Annotated in this window: 14 protein-coding genes and 1 pseudogene; 9 read left to right on the top strand and 6 right to left on the bottom strand. The window is 70.3% G+C overall.

Annotation, left to right across the window (positions count from 1 at the left end):
• Positions 1–12: 12 nt before the first annotated feature.
• Positions 13–1,431: an adenylosuccinate lyase gene (purB, locus tag FZ046_RS02170; protein WP_070353675.1), complete on the top strand. Its 1,419-nt coding sequence runs from the start codon at positions 13–15 to the stop codon at positions 1,429–1,431.
• Positions 1,431–2,723, top strand: a complete 1,293-nt coding sequence (locus FZ046_RS02165) for a cytochrome P450 (protein WP_070353626.1) — start codon at positions 1,431–1,433, stop codon at positions 2,721–2,723. The genes purB and FZ046_RS02165 overlap by 1 nt, the downstream gene beginning before the upstream one ends.
• A gap of 6 nt (positions 2,724–2,729) precedes the next feature.
• On the opposite strand, the pseudogene FZ046_RS02160 reads toward FZ046_RS02165, so the two are convergent.
• Together FZ046_RS02160 and FZ046_RS02155 are read right to left on the bottom strand one after the other, a co-directional pair.
• Positions 2,730–3,607 (bottom strand): annotated as a pseudogene (locus FZ046_RS02160) (DUF559 domain-containing protein).
• Between the two features lie 94 nt (positions 3,608–3,701).
• Complete coding sequence (locus FZ046_RS02155) at positions 3,702–4,328, bottom strand: hypothetical protein (RefSeq protein ID WP_070353625.1); 627 nt, start codon at positions 4,326–4,328, stop codon at positions 3,702–3,704.
• A gap of 29 nt (positions 4,329–4,357) precedes the next feature.
• On the opposite strand from FZ046_RS02155, the gene FZ046_RS02150 reads away from it, so the two are divergent.
• The 5 genes from FZ046_RS02150 to FZ046_RS02130 all read left to right on the top strand — a co-directional run bounded on the left by FZ046_RS02150 (position 4,358) and on the right by FZ046_RS02130 (position 10,382).
• A complete protein-coding gene (locus tag FZ046_RS02150) occupies positions 4,358–5,248 on the top strand; it encodes a phosphoribosylaminoimidazolesuccinocarboxamide synthase (RefSeq protein WP_070353624.1) in 891 nt (296 codons plus the stop codon).
• Complete coding sequence (locus FZ046_RS02145; protein WP_070353623.1) at positions 5,245–7,392, top strand: S9 family peptidase; 2,148 nt, start codon at positions 5,245–5,247, stop codon at positions 7,390–7,392. The genes FZ046_RS02150 and FZ046_RS02145 overlap by 4 nt, the downstream gene beginning before the upstream one ends.
• A gap of 62 nt (positions 7,393–7,454) precedes the next feature.
• Positions 7,455–7,937, top strand: coding sequence for a glutathione peroxidase (locus tag FZ046_RS02140; RefSeq protein WP_407664465.1), 483 nt, complete (start codon positions 7,455–7,457; stop codon positions 7,935–7,937).
• A gap of 72 nt (positions 7,938–8,009) precedes the next feature.
• Positions 8,010–8,714: a DUF2334 domain-containing protein gene (locus FZ046_RS02135; RefSeq protein ID WP_070353621.1), complete on the top strand. Its 705-nt coding sequence runs from the start codon at positions 8,010–8,012 to the stop codon at positions 8,712–8,714.
• A 24-nt stretch (positions 8,715–8,738) separates the two neighbouring features.
• Positions 8,739–10,382, top strand: coding sequence for an FAD-binding dehydrogenase (locus FZ046_RS02130; protein ID WP_070353620.1), 1,644 nt, complete (start codon positions 8,739–8,741; stop codon positions 10,380–10,382).
• Between the two features lie 9 nt (positions 10,383–10,391).
• Here FZ046_RS02130 and FZ046_RS02125 read toward each other — a convergent pair whose 3' ends face one another.
• Positions 10,392–11,003, bottom strand: a complete 612-nt coding sequence (locus FZ046_RS02125) for a hypothetical protein (RefSeq protein WP_246182886.1) — start codon at positions 11,001–11,003, stop codon at positions 10,392–10,394.
• A complete protein-coding gene (locus tag FZ046_RS02120; protein ID WP_149484177.1) occupies positions 11,000–11,638 on the bottom strand; it encodes an MBL fold metallo-hydrolase in 639 nt (212 codons plus the stop codon). The genes FZ046_RS02125 and FZ046_RS02120 overlap by 4 nt, the downstream gene beginning before the upstream one ends.
• A gap of 58 nt (positions 11,639–11,696) precedes the next feature.
• On the opposite strand from FZ046_RS02120, the gene purS reads away from it, so the two are divergent.
• Positions 11,697–11,936, top strand: a complete 240-nt coding sequence (purS, locus tag FZ046_RS02115; protein ID WP_070353619.1) for a phosphoribosylformylglycinamidine synthase subunit PurS — start codon at positions 11,697–11,699, stop codon at positions 11,934–11,936.
• Entirely contained in the window at positions 11,933–12,607 is a 675-nt protein-coding gene (purQ, locus tag FZ046_RS02110; protein WP_070353618.1) for a phosphoribosylformylglycinamidine synthase subunit PurQ, read from the top strand. Before purS ends, purQ begins: the two co-directional genes overlap by 4 nt.
• A gap of 19 nt (positions 12,608–12,626) precedes the next feature.
• Here purQ and FZ046_RS02105 read toward each other — a convergent pair whose 3' ends face one another.
• Together FZ046_RS02105 and FZ046_RS02100 are read right to left on the bottom strand one after the other, a co-directional pair.
• A complete protein-coding gene (locus tag FZ046_RS02105) occupies positions 12,627–15,518 on the bottom strand; it encodes an MMPL/RND family transporter (protein ID WP_083298276.1) in 2,892 nt (963 codons plus the stop codon).
• Positions 15,515–15,961, bottom strand: a complete 447-nt coding sequence (locus FZ046_RS02100; RefSeq protein ID WP_099045938.1) for an MmpS family transport accessory protein — start codon at positions 15,959–15,961, stop codon at positions 15,515–15,517. The genes FZ046_RS02105 and FZ046_RS02100 overlap by 4 nt, the downstream gene beginning before the upstream one ends.
• Positions 15,962–16,079: the final 118 nt, after the last annotated feature.

Raw genomic sequence — 16,079 nt, 5'->3', positions numbered from 1 at the left:
AGCTGTGTGTCCGTGACCATCCCGAACGTCCTGGCCAACCGCTACGCCAGCGAGGAGATGCGCGCGATCTGGTCGCCCGAGGCGAAGATCGTCGCCGAGCGACGGCTGTGGCTGGCGGTGCTGCGCGCGCAGTCCGAGCTGGGCGTACCGGTGCCCGACGGCGTGGTCGCCGACTACGAGCGGGTGCTCGAGACCGTCGACCTGGCCTCCATCGCCGCCCGCGAGCGCGTGACGCGGCACGACGTGAAGGCCCGCATCGAGGAGTTCAACGCCCTCGCCGGCCACGAGCACGTGCACAAGGGCATGACGAGCCGCGACCTCACCGAGAACGTCGAGCAGCTGCAGATCCGCCGCTCACTGGAGGTGGTGCACGCACACGGCGTCGCCGTCGCCGCGCGGCTGGCCGCCCGGGCGGCCGAGTACCGCGACGTCGTCATGGCCGGGCGCTCGCACAACGTCGCCGCGCAGGCCACCACGCTGGGCAAGCGGTTCGCCTCGGCCGCCGAGGAGACCATGCTGGCGCTGACCCGGCTGGCCGAACTGATCGACCGGTACCCGCTGCGCGGCATCAAGGGGCCGATGGGCACCGCACAGGACATGCTCGACCTCTTCGACGGCGACACCTCGCGGCTCGCGGAGCTGGAACGACGGGTGGCCGAGTTCCTGGGCTTCTCGGAGGTGTTCACCAGCGTCGGCCAGGTCTACCCGCGCTCGCTGGACCACGAGGTGGTCTCGGCCCTGGTGCAGTTCGGTGCCGGACCGTCGTCGCTCGCGCACACCATCCGGCTCATGGCGGGCCACGAACTCGTTACCGAGGGCTTCGCTCCCGGGCAGGTCGGGTCGTCGGCCATGCCGCACAAGATGAACACCCGCTCCTGCGAGCGGGTGAACGGGCTGCAGGTGGTGCTGCGCGGGTACGGGTCCATGGCCGCCGAACTCGCCGGCGCGCAATGGAACGAGGGCGACGTGTTCTGCTCGGTGGTGCGACGCGTCGCGCTGCCCGACGCCTTCTTCGCCGTCGACGGCCAGATCGAGACGTTCCTGACCGTGCTCGACGAGTTCGGCGCCTATCCCGCGGTGATCCAGCGGGAACTCGACCGCTACCTGCCGTTCCTCGCCACCACCAAGATCCTCATCGCCGCCGTGCGCGCCGGCGTCGGTCGCGAGACCGCCCACGAGGTCATCAAGGAACACGCCGTGGCCGTCGCCCTGGCCATGCGCGAGGAGGGCCGCGAACCCGACCTGCTCGATCGGCTGGCCGCCGATCCGCGGCTGCCGTTGGATCGTGCCGCTCTGGACGCCGCGCTCGCTGACCGTGCGGCGTTCACGGGAGCGGCTGCGGCGCAGGTGGATTCGGTGGTCGCCGCAGTCGAGGACCTCGTCGGCCGCTACCCCGAGGCGGCCGCGTACACCTCGGGCGACATCCTCTGATGGCTGCGGGAGGCCGCCGACTCGCCGAGATCGACTTCACCGATCTGGACGAGTTCGCGTCGGGCTTCCCGCACCACCTGTTCGCGGTGCACCGCCGCGAGGCGCCGGTGTACTGGCACCAGCCGACCGAGCACACGCCTGACGGCGAGGGCTTCTGGTCGGTCGCCACTCACGCCGAGACGCTCGCGGTGCTGCGCGACCCGGAGACCTTCTCCTCGGTGACCGGCGGTACCCGGCCGTTCGGCGGCACGCTGCTGCAGGACCTGGCGATCGCCGGTCAGGTGCTCAACATGATGGACGATCCACGTCACGCCCGGATTCGGCGGCTGGTCAGCTCCGGGCTCACGCCGCGGATGATCCGCCGCGTCGAGGACGACCTGCGTGCGCGCACCCGGACGCTGCTCGACGCGGTGACGCCGGGGGAGCCGTTCGACTTCCTCGTCGACGTCGCCGCCGAACTGCCGATGCAGATGATCTGCATCCTGCTCGGCGTGCCGGAGACCGAGCGGCACTGGCTGTTTCGCGCGATCGAGCCGCAGTTCGACTTCGGCGGATCGCGCTCGGCGACGGTCGGTCAGATCGCGGCACCCGGGCACGCGTCGGCGGTCGGGCACGTCTCGGCGCTCGGGCACGTCTCGGCCGAGGAGGCCGGTGCGCGCATGTACGCCTACGGGCAGGAGCTGATCGCGGCCAAGCGCGCCGAACCGACCGACGACATGCTGTCGATCGTCGCCAACGCCACCGGTGAGTCCGCGTTGTCGGACCTCGAGCTGTACCTCTTCTTCAGCCTGCTGTTCAGCGCCGGAGCCGAGACCACCCGCAACGCGGTGGCCGGCGGTCTGCTGGCGCTGATCGAGAACCCCGGTGCGCTGCGGGCGGTGCGGGCGGACCTCGACGCGCTGCCCGTCGCCATCGAGGAGATGGTGCGATGGACCTCGCCGTCACCGTCGAAGCGCCGTACCGCCACCCGCGACGTCGCCCTCGGCGGCTGCGACATCGCCGCCGGGGACAAGGTGCAGATCTGGGAGGGCTCGGCGAACCGGGATCCCCTCGCGTTCGACGACGCCGATGTCTTCGACATCACGCGAAAACCCAACCCGCACCTCGGTTTCGGGCAGGGCGTGCACTACTGCCTGGGCGCCAACCTGGCGCGGCTGGAGCTGCGCGTGCTGTTCGAGGAGCTGCTGACGCGGTTCTCCTCGGCGCGGCTGGTGCAGCCCGTCGAGTGGACCCGCAGCAACCGGCACACCGGTATCCGGCACCTGGTGGTCGAGCTCTCCTGCGATTTCTGAGCGCTTTCAGTCGCTCAGCGAACGCGAGCGCTCAGAAATTACGCGGCGGACCTCCACGACGACCCGTTGCGGGTACTCGGTGAGGTCCAGCCAGGTGAAGCGCAGGACCTGGTAGCCGGCCAGGGCGAGGCGTTCTGCTTCGTGCGGTCCCGTTGGAACGTCTCCGCGTCGGTGTGAAAGGCGAAGCCGTCGACCTCGATGGCGACTCGGGCGTCGCGGAAGAGTACGTCGACCTCGTAGCCGGCGACGCGTTGATTGGTCCGCCACCCGGTGATCTTGGCGGCGCGGAGCACGCGGACCATCAATCGTTCGGCCTCTGACCGTGCGCCGTCGTCAGCGGCGAAGAGGAGCTGACGTGCCGCGGGTGACCCGTGCCGGCCCTTGTTGCGGAGGTGGGCGGTCCACAGGGCGGGCAGTTCTGCGTGCCGCTGCAGCGCCTGGTCCATCAGCTGGGCGCCGCCACGTCGACGGACCGCTGCCTCGACGACGGTCAACGGCACGGCGGTCACCCGGAGCCCGCGGTGCTCGACCACGTCGGCGGGGTCGAGGTCCCGCCGCCGCAGCCGCGAGCCGACGCGCCGCCGCCCGTGACTGCTGAGCGGGACGGTGACTTCGACGACGTCCGGCGCGAAGGTCGTCACGTGCAGCCACCAGGCCGCCGTCAGTCCCCAGGCCGTGGCATGACGGCCGTAGCCCCACACCGCAGCCCGGATGCGTGCGGCATCGGTGAAGGGTCGGTCGTCGACGAAGTAGACGCCCGCACTGCAGCGTCGCCAAGCGCCGGCCGCCACCCGCCGTCGCACGGCCTGATCGCTCAGCCCGGCGGCTCGCGCCTGAGCGAGCGTGATGACGCCATCGTGGCGGCGGAGGTAGTCGTCGAGCACGTTCCGTTGGACGCCGACGGCGGGGGAGCGGTTCCCCATCGACGCAATTGGTGCGATTCACGAGCGGAAACGTTCGGTGAGCGAGCGAAAGCGCTCACGAATCGCGGGGGAGGCGGCGGACGCCTGCGCTGCGCAGCTCGAGGTTGGCGAGGCCGCGGACGGCGATGGCGTCGTCGCGGCGCCAGGCGCCGACGGGGTCGATGCTGACGTCGACGAGCTTGCGCAGCGGGCGGTTGGCGAGGGCGCGCAGCGCGAGCAGCTGCTCGCCGGCCGGGGTGGCCGCCAGCGTGACGACCGTCCACTTCCGGCGGAGGAACCGCACCCGCAGGTACAGCCACGGCATCGCGACGAACAGGATCGGCGGCGCGGCGACCGCGAGCGCCAGCACGACCGCCAGCCAGGTGGCGGTGCTGTCGAGGTTCTGCCCCGCGCCGGCGATGCCGAGCGCCGCCTCGCTGGCGGCCCGCAGGGGTTTGGCGAGGGCGTCGCCGACCAAGGGGAAGTCGTCGGCGTTGTCGCCCGCCGAACTGAGGTTGTTCGCGACGCCGTTGGCGCCGTCGTTGACCTGACGGCCCACCTCGGCGATGGTCGCGACCGCGGAGTGCACCGCCACCCCGACGAACAGCCACGCGGCCGACCAGAGCAGGACCACGACGTCGCTGAGCAGCTGGACGAGGAGGCGGCCGGGCGTGGTGGCGTACGGCACGTAGCGAGAACTCATGGCTCGATCCCAGCAGATAGTGTTGCCGGATGCGCCCGGCTCTGAGCGACTACCAGTACGTGGCCAGCGGGAAGGTCCGCGAGATCTACCGCATCGACGCCGATCACCTGCTGTTCGTGGCGAGCAATCGCATCTCGGCGTTCGACTTCGTCCTCGACAGCGAGATCCCCGACAAGGGTCGCATCCTGACCGCGATGAGCGTGTTCTTCTTCGACCTGCTCGACGTGCCGAACCACCTCGCCGGACCGCCGGACGACGAGCGGATCCCCGCCGAGGTGCTCGGCCGGGCGCTGGTGGTGCGCCGCCTGGACATGCTGCCCGTCGAATGCGTCGCACGCGGCTACCTGACGGGCTCGGGCATCATCGACTACCGCGCCACCGGTGCCGTCTGCGGCATCCCGCTGCCCGACGGCCTGACCGAGGCGAGCAAGTTCGACGAGCCGCTGTTCACCCCCGCCACGAAGGCCGAACTCGGCGACCACGACGAGAACATCAGCTTCGAGCGGGTGGTCGACATGGTGGGCGCCGAGCGCGCGGCGCAGCTGCGCGAGGCGACCCTCGACGTCTACCGCCGCGCCGCCGACCACGCACTGACCAAGGGGATCATCATCGCCGACACCAAGTTCGAGTTCGGCACCGACGACGCGGGCACGCTGGTGCTGGCCGACGAGGTGTTCACGCCCGACTCGTCGCGCTACTGGCCCGCCGACACCTACGCCGAGGGGGAGGTGCAGCCGAGCTTCGACAAGCAGTTCGTCCGCAACTGGCTCACCGGCCCGGACTCCGGCTGGGACCGTCACGGCGAGGCGCCACCGCCGCCGCTGCCCCCGGACATCGTCGCGGCCACCCGTGCCCGCTACGTCGAGGCCTACGAACGCATCTCGGGTCTCTCCTTCGCCGATTGGCTGGGTGCCGCGTGACCGAGTCGACTGCCACGCCGCCGGTCGCCAAGCGCGTCGAGCACCGCCGCGAACACCACGGGGACGTCTTCGTCGACCCCTACGAGTGGCTGCGGGAGAAGACCAACCCCGAGGTGATCTCCTACCTGGAGGCGGAGAACGCGTTCACCGAGGCGCAGACAGCCGCCCTGGAACCGTTGCGGCAGAAGATTTTCGACGAGATCAAGGCCCGCACCAAGGAGACCGACCTCTCGGTGCCCACCCGCCGCGGCGACTGGTGGTACTACGGCCGCAGCTTCGAGGGCAAGCAGTACGGCGTGCAGTGCCGCTGCCCGGTGACCGACCCGGACGACTGGACGCCGCCGCGTTTCGACGAGATCACCGAGATCCCCGGTGAGCAGGTGCTGCTCGACGAGAACGTCGAGGCCGAGGGCCACGAGTTCTTCTCCCTCGGCGCGGCGTCGGTGAGCCTCGACGGGCACACGCTCGCCTGGTCGGTGGACGTCACGGGCGACGAGCGGTACACGCTGAGGTTCAAGGACCTGCGCACCGGCGAGGTCTACGACGACACCCTCACCGGCATCGGCGCCGGGGTGACGTGGGCGGCCGACAACCGCACCGTCTACTACGTCACCGTGGACGACGCCTGGCGTCCCGACACGGTGTGGCGACACCGGCTCGGGGCGGGCCAGCCGGGGGAGCGGGTCTACCACGAACCCGACGAGCGCTTCTGGATCGGCGTCGGCCGGTCGCGCAGCAACCGGTACGTGTTCATCGCCGCGGGCAGTTCGGTCACCTCGGAGATGCTCTACGGCGACGCCGCGGACCCGGAAGCCACGTTCACGCCGGTCCTGCCGCGCCGCGAGCTGGTCGAGTACTCCGCCGAACACGCCGTGATCGGCGGCGAGGACCGGTTCCTCATCCTGCACAACGACGGCGCCGAGAACTTCACGCTGGTGGAGGCGCCGGTCAGCGATCCGACCGCCTTCCGCACGCTCATCGAGCACCGCGACGACGTCCGGCTCGACGCCGTCGACGCGTTCGAGAACCTGCTGGTGGTCAGCTACCGCAGCGAGGCGCTGCCGAAGATCCAGCTGTGGCCGATCGTCGGCGACGGCGAGTACGGGCGCCCGGAGGAGGTCGAGTTCGACACCGAGCTGACCTCCTCGGGACTGGCGGGCAACCCGAACTGGTCGGCGCCGCGGCTGCGGGTGGCGACGACGTCGTTCGTCGTGCCGCTGCGCGTCTACGACCTCGACCTCACGACCGGCGAGCGAATCCTGTTGCGCGAGCAGCCCGTTCTCGGTGACTACCGGCCGGAGGACTACGTCGAGCGCCGCGACTGGGCCGTCGCGGCCGACGGCGCCCGGATCCCGGTGTCGATCATCCACCGTGCCGGGCTCGCGTTCCCGGCGCCGGCGTTGCTCTACGGCTACGGCGCCTACGAATCCTGCGAGGACCCGCGCTTCTCGATCGCCCGGCTGTCGCTGCTCGACCGCGGCATGGTGTTCGCCGTCGCGCACGTGCGCGGCGGCGGTGAACTCGGCAGGCCGTGGTACGAGCAGGGCAAGCTGCTGAACAAGAAGAACACCTTCACCGACTTCATCGACGTGGCAACCCATCTCGTCGACGACGGGGTCACCCGCGCGGAGAATCTGGTGGCCCTCGGCGGCAGCGCCGGCGGTCTGCTGATGGGCGCGGTGGCCAACATGGCACCCGAGGCGTTCGCGGGGATCCTCGCGCAGGTGCCGTTCGTGGACGCGCTGACGACGATCCTCGACCCGTCGCTGCCGTTGACGGTCACCGAATGGGACGAGTGGGGCAACCCGCTGGCCGACGAGGACGTCTACCACTACATGAAGTCCTATTCACCGTACGAGAACGTGGAGGCCAAGCGGTATCCCGCGATCCTCGCGATGACGTCGCTCAACGACACCCGGGTGTATTACGTGGAGCCCGCGAAGTGGGTCGCCGCGCTGCGGCACGCCGGTGTCGACCCGGTGCTGCTGAAGACGGAGATGGTGGCCGGTCACGGGGGCATCAGCGGGCGCTACGAGCGGTGGCGGGAAGCGGCGTTCCAGTATGCGTGGGTTCTGGCGACCGCCGACCCCGACCACTACGGACGCGGGCAGACCGGCGACCTCGACGGGACGTCGCCCGCCTGAGGCGCAACCGGCCGCGCCCGGGGCCGACCGGTGTTAGCGTCGACGGCGTGACCTCGTCCGGCATCCGCGACATCCCCCTGAACACACTCGACGGCAAGCCCACGTCGCTGAGCGAATTGGCCGCCGGCGCAACGCTCGTCGTGAACGTCGCGTCCAAGTGCGGGCTGACCCCGCAGTACACCGCCCTGGAGAAGCTGGCCGAGGACTACCGCGGGCGCGGACTCACGGTCGTCGGCGTCCCGTGCAACCAGTTCATGGGCCAGGAGCCCGGGACGGCCGACGAGATCGCCGAATTCTGCTCCTCCACCTACGGGGTGACGTTCCCGCTGTTGGAGAAGACCGACGTCAACGGCGCCGACCGGCACCCGCTCTTCGCGGAGCTGACCAAGGCGCCCGACGCCGCGGGCGAGGCCGGCGACGTGCAGTGGAACTTCGAGAAGTTCCTGGTCAGCCCCGACGGCGAGGTGGTCAACCGGTTCCGGCCGCGCACCGAACCGGACGCCGCCGAGGTGATCGAGGCCATCGAGGCCGTGCTGCCGGACTGAGTCGGCCAAGACGTCAACTGAACCCCACGTGTCCGCAACCCGGGGGACACCTGGCGTTGCCATACTCGGTTCGTGGCTGGAGAACTGATCGTCTCGATCTCCGGGATCAGGGACCGCACGTTGAGCGACGTCGCGGACTTCCGCGCCGAACTCGAACGGCGACGCGTCCCGGTGTCCTACCTGGTGGCGCCGCGCCTCAAGGGCGACTACCGCCTCGATGCCGACCCGACCGCCGTCGACTGGCTGACCCGACGCCGCGACGACGGCGACGCGGTGGTGCTGCACGGCTACGACGAGGCGGCGACCAAGAAGCGCCGCGGCGAGTTCGCGAGCCTGCCCGCGCACGAGGCGAACCTGCGTCTGATGGGCGCCGACCGGGTCATGGAACACCTCGGGCTGCGCACCCGGGTGTTCGCCGCACCCGGCTGGACGGTGTCCCACGGCGTCGTCACGGCCCTGCCCCGCAATGGTTTCCGGCTGCTGGCCGGTGACAGCGGCATCACCGACCTGGTGCGCGAGTCGACGCTGCGTGCTCGCGTGCTCGGCATCGGCGAGGGCTTCCTCACCGAGCCGTGGTGGTGCCGCACCCTGGTGCTCGCCGCCGACCGCACCGCCCGCCGGCCGGGCACCGTACGCATCGCGGTTGCCGCGAGCCAGCTGAAGCGGCCGGGCCCGCGGCAGGCCGTCCTCGACGCCGTCGACCTGGCGCTCGTGCACCGCTGCACACCCGCGGTGTACCGGTGGGCGCCCATGCGCGCTCTCACAGACGCCGCCTGACCTCCGGGGTCTACCGTGGCGTCCATGGCGGACGTTGATGTCATCGTGGTGGGCGCCGGGCTGGCCGGTCTGGTCGCCGCCTGCGAAGCGGCCGAGCGTGGCCGGTCGGTCCTGATCGTCGACCAGGAGAACGAGCAGAACGTCGGTGCGCAGGCGTACTGGTCGTTCGGCGGGTTGTTCTTCGTCGACAGCCCCGAGCAGCGCCGGCTGGGCATCAAGGACAGCCACGAGCTGGCGCTGCAGGACTGGTTGGGCGCGGCCGACTTCGACCGGCCCGAGGATCACTGGCCGCGGCAGTGGGCGCACGCCTACGTCGACTTCGCCGCCGGCGAGAAGCGCAGCTACCTCCGCGAGCGGGGCTTGCAGACGTTCGCGCTCGTCGGGTGGGCCGAGCGCGGCGGCTACGGCGCCCGCGGGCACGGCAACTCGGTGCCGCGGTTCCACATCACCTGGGGCACCGGCCCCGCGATCGTCGAGATCTTCGCCCGCCGGCTCCGGAACCACCCGCGTGTGCGATTCGCCTACCGGCACCGCGTCGACGAGGTGGTGGTGACCGACGGAACCGTGACCGGCGTGCGTGGCGCCGTCCTCGAACCGACCTCGGTGGCGCGTGGCGTCGCGTCGTCGCGAACCGTCGTCGGGGACTTCGACCTCAGCGCGCAGGCGGTGATCGTCGCGAGCGGCGGCATCGGCGGCAATCACGATCTCGTCCGGCAGAACTGGCCGGCGCGGATGGGCCGGGTGCCCGAGCAGCTGCTCTCCGGGGTGCCCGCCCACGTCGACGGCAGGATGCTCGGCATCAGCCAGGCGGCGGGCGGTCGGCTCATCAACGCCGACCGCATGTGGCACTACACCGAGGGCATCACCAACTACGACCCGATCTGGCCGCGGCACGGCATCCGCATCCTGCCGGGCCCGTCCTCGCTGTGGCTGGACGCGCACGGCCGGCGGCTGCCCGCGCCGCTGTTCCCCGGGTTCGACACCCTGGGCACGCTCGAGCACATCGCCCGGACCGGCCAGGACTACACGTGGTTCGTGCTGAACGCCCGCATCATCGCCAAGGAGTTCGGCCTCTCCGGGCAGGAGCAGAACCCGGACCTGACCGGCCGCAGCCTCCGTGACCTGGCCGGCCGCATCCGCAAAGGCGCGCCGCCACCGGTGCAGCGGTTCGTCGACGAGGGCATCGACTTCGTCAGTGCGACGACGCTGACCGAGCTGGTCGCGAAGATGAACGCGGTGCCCGACGTGCTGCCGCTCGACTACGCCGTCGTCGCCGAGGAGGTCACCGCCCGTGACCGCGAGGTGGCGAACTCCTACACCAAGGACAGTCAGATCACCGCGATCCGCGGGGCGCGCAACTACCTCGCCGACCGGATCAGCCGCGTCGTCGCGCCGCACCGGCTGACCGACCCCAAGGCGGGGCCGTTGATCGCCGTGAAGCTGCACATCCTGACGCGAAAGTCGTTGGGCGGGCTGGAGACCGACCTCGACTCCCGGGTGCTGACGGCCGACGGGTCGGCGCTGCCGGGCCTGTACGCCGCCGGGGAGGCGGCCGGTTTCGGCGGGGGCGGCGTACACGGCTACCGGTCGCTGGAGGGCACGTTCCTCGGCGGCTGCGTGTTCTCCGGCCGCGCCGCCGGTCGGGCGGCCGCCCGCGACACCGCCTGACCGTCCCGCCTAGCGGGGCATGTCGATGGTCGTGGTGACCGAGACCAGCTGCGGCGTCGGCGGCGCCGAGGAGAAGCCGAAGCGCACCGGCGGATCCAGCCGTGCGACGCCGCCCAGCGGTGCACCACGGAAGCTGCCGGCGACCGCAGCGATGCGTCGGGTACGGCGCACCCCGTAGTACTCGCGGCGGCCGTTACCCGCGCTGCCCGCGGTCCGCACGCCGGCGACCAGCCGGGCGGCGACCGGATCGATGGCCCGTAGCCACCACGGTTCCCGGGACAACCGTGGCGGCACCAGCCGAAGCAGCCAGTCGAACGGCGCGGGACCGCCGAGCGTCGCGCGCACCTCGAGTTCCGGGGCGGCGACGGTGAATCCGTCGACGTGGTGCACGACGGTCACGTCGCCGAGCACGACGCGGTCGAACGAATAAGTGCCGGAGACGAATTCGGCGACCTCGTCGTTGGGCGCGAGCAGCGTGCGGGTGCCGTCGGCGGTCTCCACCATGACGTCGGCGAAGCGCCCGAACGGCGACTCGCGCCACGAGCCGACCACCATCCGGACGCCCGACCCGGTGCCGAAACCCGCGATGTGACCGGTGAAGACGAGCCGGTCAGCGGTCAAAACTCGGTACCCTTCTCCTCGTCGAGCACCTGGAAGTCGGTGTCGGTCATCTCCGAGAGCCTGCCGTAGTAGATGCCGCGGGCCTCCTTGGCGACGACGGCCTGATGGATCGGCACCGCGCGGGCGGGGGCCACCGCGCGCAGGTACTCGACGGCCTCGGAGAGCTTCATCCACGGTGCGGCGGCCGGCGTGGCCAGGACGTCCACCGGTTCGCCCGGCGCGAACAGCGCGTCGCCCGGATGCATGAGCCGCGCCGGATGGTCGCCGTCGCCGACGAGGTAGGAGATGTTGTCGATGACCGGGATCTCCGGATGGATCACGGCGTGCGTCCCGCCGACGCCGCGCACCGTTAGATCCCCGATCTCGAAGGCGTCGCCCGCGTGCACGGCCGTCCACGCGTCGCCCAGCTGGGCTGCGGTCATCGGGTCGGCGTACAGCGCAGCCCCCGGGTTCGCCTCCAGCAGGGCGGGCAGCCGCTCGACGTCGGCGTGGTCGGGGTGCTGGTGGGTGATGAGGATCGCCGACAGGCCGGTGATGCCCTCGAAACCGTGGGAGAACGTGCCCGGGTCGAACAGCACCGTGGTGTCGCCGAATCCCGCCAGCAGGCAGGAATGGCCGAAATGCGTCAGTTGCATGCCTTCATCATGCCGCCGGTAGAGTGGTCGCCGAACGTTTCGCGAGAAGGAGCAGCCCGTGGCCCGGGTCGTAGTGCACGTCATGCCCAAGGCGGAGATCCTCGACCCGCAGGGGCAGGCCATCGTCGGCGCGTTGGGTCGGCTCGGCCACACCGGCATCTCGGAAGTGCGGCAGGGCAAGCGGTTCGAACTCGAGGTCGACGACGCCGTCAGCGACGACGCGCTGGCCGAGATCGCCGAGTCGCTGCTCGCGAACACCGTCATCGAGGAGTTCGAGGTCACCCGGGAGGGCAAGTGAGTCCCCGGATCGGCGTCATCACCTTCCCCGGCTCGCTCGACGACGTCGACGCGGCGCGCGCGGTCCGTCTCGCCGGGGCCGAACCGGTGGCCCTGTGGCACGCCGACGCCGACCTCAAGGACGTCGACGCCGTCATCGTGCCCGGCGGCTTCTCCTACGGCGACTACCTCCGCGCGGGCGCGATCGCGAAGTTCGCGCCGGTGATGAGCGAGGTGGTCGACGCGGCCGAGGGCGGGATGCCGGTGCTCGGCATCTGCAACGGCTTCCAGGTGCTGTGCGAGGCAGGTCTGCTGCCCGGTGCACTCACCCGCAACGCGGGCCTGCACTTCGTCTGCCGGGACATCTGGCTGGAGGTGGCGTCGAATGCGTCGGCGTGGAGCAGCCGCTACGACGCCGGTGCCGACATCCTGGTGCCGCTGAAGTCCGGCGAGGGTCGCTTCCAGGCGTCGCAGGAGGTTCTCGACGAACTCGAGGGGGAGGGTCGCGTGGTGTTCCGCTACCGCGACAACCCCAACGGCTCGCAGCGCGGCATCGCCGGCATCTCCTCGGCCAACGGCCGTGTCGTCGGTCTGATGCCGCATCCCGAGCACGCCACCGAGGCGCTCACCGGCCCGTCGGATGACGGTCTGGGCATCTTCCTGTCGGCGCTCGACGCCGTCCTGACCGCCTGACGCTTCCGAACCCCGGCGCCTAGAACAGCGTCAGCTGCTGCCCTCCGGCGCCGGAGCCGAACTTCTGCGGCACCGGCCGCTGCCGGACCACGACCGGCCACCAGAACCACCGGCCGAGCAACGCCGCGATGGACGGCGTCATGAACGACCGCACGATCAGCGTGTCGAACAGCAGGCCCAGAGCGATGGTCGTCCCGATCTGGCCCAGCACCACCAGGTCGCTGACGATGAACGACGCCATCGTGAAGGCGAAGACCAGTCCGGCGGCGGTGACCACCGAACCGCTGCCGGCCATCGCGCGGATGATGCCGGTGTTCAACCCGGCGCCGATCTCCTCCTGGAACCGGGAGACCAGCAGCAGGTTGTAGTCCGAACCGACCGCCAGCAGCAGGATGACGGCGAGCGCCAGCACCACCCAGTACAGCGGGACGCCGAAGATGTACTGCCACACCAGGACCGACAGGCCGAACGACGCACCCAGCGACAACGCGACCGTGCCGACGATCACCAGTGCGGCGACGATGCTGCGCGTGATGAACATCATGATCAGCAGGATCAGGCTGAGTGAGGCGATACCGGCGATGATCAGGTCGTAGTGCGACATCTCGGCGATGTCGGCGTACGTCGACGCCACGCCACCGAGGTAGATCTTCGATCCGGCCAGCGGGGTGCCCTTCACCGCCTCGGCGGCGGCATGCCGGATGGCCTCGACGTGCGCGATGCCCTCCGGGGTGGCGGGGTCGACGTCGTGGGTGATGATCATGCGGGCGGCGGTGCCGTCGGGTGACAGGAACAGCTTCAGTCCCCGCACGAACTCGGGGTTGGTGAAGGCCTCCGGCGGCAGGTAGAACGAATCGTCGGTCTTGGACGCGTCGTAGGCCTGGCCGAGCGCCGTGGAGTTCTGCAGCGCCGCGGCGCTCTGGTCGTAGATGCCCGCCGTGGTGGCGTAGTTGGTCATCGTCAGATCGCGGTTGGTCTGCTGGTTGGCGATCTGCGGCGGGATCAGCGCGAGCAACTTCGGTTGCAGCTCATCGAGTTTCGCGATGCTGCCGGAGACGTTGGCCAGCTGGTCGGTGAGTTCGTTGATGCCGTCGAGCGAATCGAACAGCGACCGCAGGGCGTGGCACACCGGGATGTCGTAGCAGTGCGGCTCGAAGTAGAAGTAGTTGCGGATCGGCCGGAAGAAGTCGTCGAAGTCGGCGATCTTGTTGCGCAGGTCCTGTGCGGTCGCCACGGTCTGGGCGAACGCCTCGCTCTGCTCGTGCGTGACGTCGCTCGACTGCTGCTGCAGCACCATCTGCTGGCGCAGCACGGTGATGGTGTCGTCGATGACGCCCACCTGCTTGGTGAGATCGTCGGCGCGGGCCTGCTGGTAGGGCAGGTTCTGCAGCTGCGAGGCACTCGACGCGCTGATCTGGAACGGGATCGAGGTGTGGTCGAGCGGCGTGCCCAGCGGCCGGGTGATCGATTGCACCTGCGCGATGCCGTCGGTGTGGAAGACCGCCTTCGCGACGCGTTCCAACAGGATCATGTCGGTCGGGTTCCGCAGGTCGTGATCCGACTCGAGCATCAGCAGCTCGGGGTTGAGCCGGGCCTTGGTGAAGTGCCGCTCGGCGGCCGCGTAACCGACGTTTGACGGCACCGTGTCGGGCATGTAGTTGCTGTCGTCGTAGCTGGTCTGGTACCCCGGCAGGGCGAGCAGGCCGATCGCCGCGACGGCGAGGGTGGCGACGAGGATGGGGCCGGGCCAGCGCACGATCGCCGTCCCGATGCGGCGCCAGCCGTACTTCTTGGTGGTGCGCTTCGGGTCGAGCAGGCCGAACCGCCCGCCGATGACGATGACCGCGGGCGCCAGGGTCAACGAGGCCGCGAGCGCGACGAGTACGCCGATGGCGGCCGGGATGCCGAGGCTCTGGAAGTACGGCAGTCGGGTGAAGTAGAGGCAGAACACCGCGCCGGCGATCGTGAGGCCCGAGCCGAGGATGACGTGCGTCGTGCCGCGGTACATGTCGTGCCAGGCGACGGGCCGGTCATCGCCGCGGCCACGGGCCTCGTGGTAGCGCCCGAGCAGGAAGATCACGTAATCGGTGCCCGCGGCGATCACCAGCAGCGTGAGGATGTTCGTCGAGTACGTCGACAGGCCGATCAGTCCCTGGTCGGCGAGGAACGACACCACGCCGCGGGCGGCGGCCATCTCGACGAGCACCGTGACCAGCGCGAGCAGCATGGTGACGAACGACCGGTAGACGATCAGCAGCATCACCGCGATCACGCCGACGGTGAGGGCCGTGACGAGTTCGGTGCTGTCGTTGCCGACCTCGAACTGGTCGGCGATCTGAGCGGCCGCACCGGTGACGTAGGCCTTCACGCCCGGCGGCGCGGGCGTGCCGTCGACGATGCCGCGCACCGCGTCGACCGACGCCAGCGACAGCGCCTCGCCCTGGTTGCCAGACAGGAAGACCTGCACGTAGGCGGCCTTGCCGTCGGGACTCTGCGACCCGGCGGCGGTCAGCGGATCGCCCCAGAAGTCCTGCACGTGCTGCACGTGCACGGTGTCCGCCGAGACGCGTCTGACGATCTCGTCGTAGTACCGGTGGGCCTCGACGCCGAGTGGCTGGTCGCCCTCCAGCACGATCATCGCCGCGCTGTCGGTGTCGAACTCGCCGAACTTCTCGCCGATGTGCTTGAACGCCTGCAGCGAGGGCGAGTCCGGCGAACTCAGCGCCACGTTGTGCTCGGCGCCGACCGCCTCGAGTTGCGGGACCAGCGCGTTGGTGAGCGCCGCGACCGCCAGCCAGAACAGCACGATGGGCACGCACAGCACCCGGATCGACCGGGCGATGCGGCTGGGGCGCTGTGCGGGGGTGGCCGTCTGCGCGGGGATGGGCTCCGTCGTCGGCTCGACCGTCATCCCGACTTGTCCAGGCAGAAGGTGTAGGGGTTCAGGGTGGTGCTCGACCTCTCGTCCTTCACGGCGTCGTCGATCGTGATCCGGCAGCCGATCGAGTCGCCGTCGCCCTGGGCCTGCACGTTGACGAAGACGGCGGGCTGCGTGGTGGTGGTGTCGTACGTCCAGGGCAGCTGCGCGCCGTCGACGTGCTGGGGTTGGGCGTTGATGTCCAGGTACGTGATGGTCGCCGAGCTACCGGACGACCCGAAGACCTCGAGGACCACGTGCTTGGGGTTGAACGGCTTGGTGTCGTTGGCGCTGTTGTCCGGGGTGGACGTGACGTCCTTGGACCCGAAGATGCCGTTGAGGCGGTAGACGGCGAAGCCCGCGATGGCCACCACGACGATGGCGACGAGCACCATCCATCGGCGCGCGAGTAGTCGCCCGATCGAAACCCGCTGCATCCGTTGCCCTTTCGACGAGCGGAGCTACGCACGGACGGCCACGGGCCGTGGCGCCGGCGCTGACGGTATGTCAAGCAGGTTGACAGTACGGTACCGGGCCGGGCCGGACAACCGTTGA

The sequence above is a fragment of the Mycolicibacterium grossiae genome (assembly GCF_008329645.1).
Classification (GTDB): Bacteria; Actinomycetota; Actinomycetes; order Mycobacteriales; family Mycobacteriaceae; genus Mycobacterium; species Mycobacterium grossiae.
This window is presented reverse-complemented; position numbering and strand designations above follow the sequence as displayed.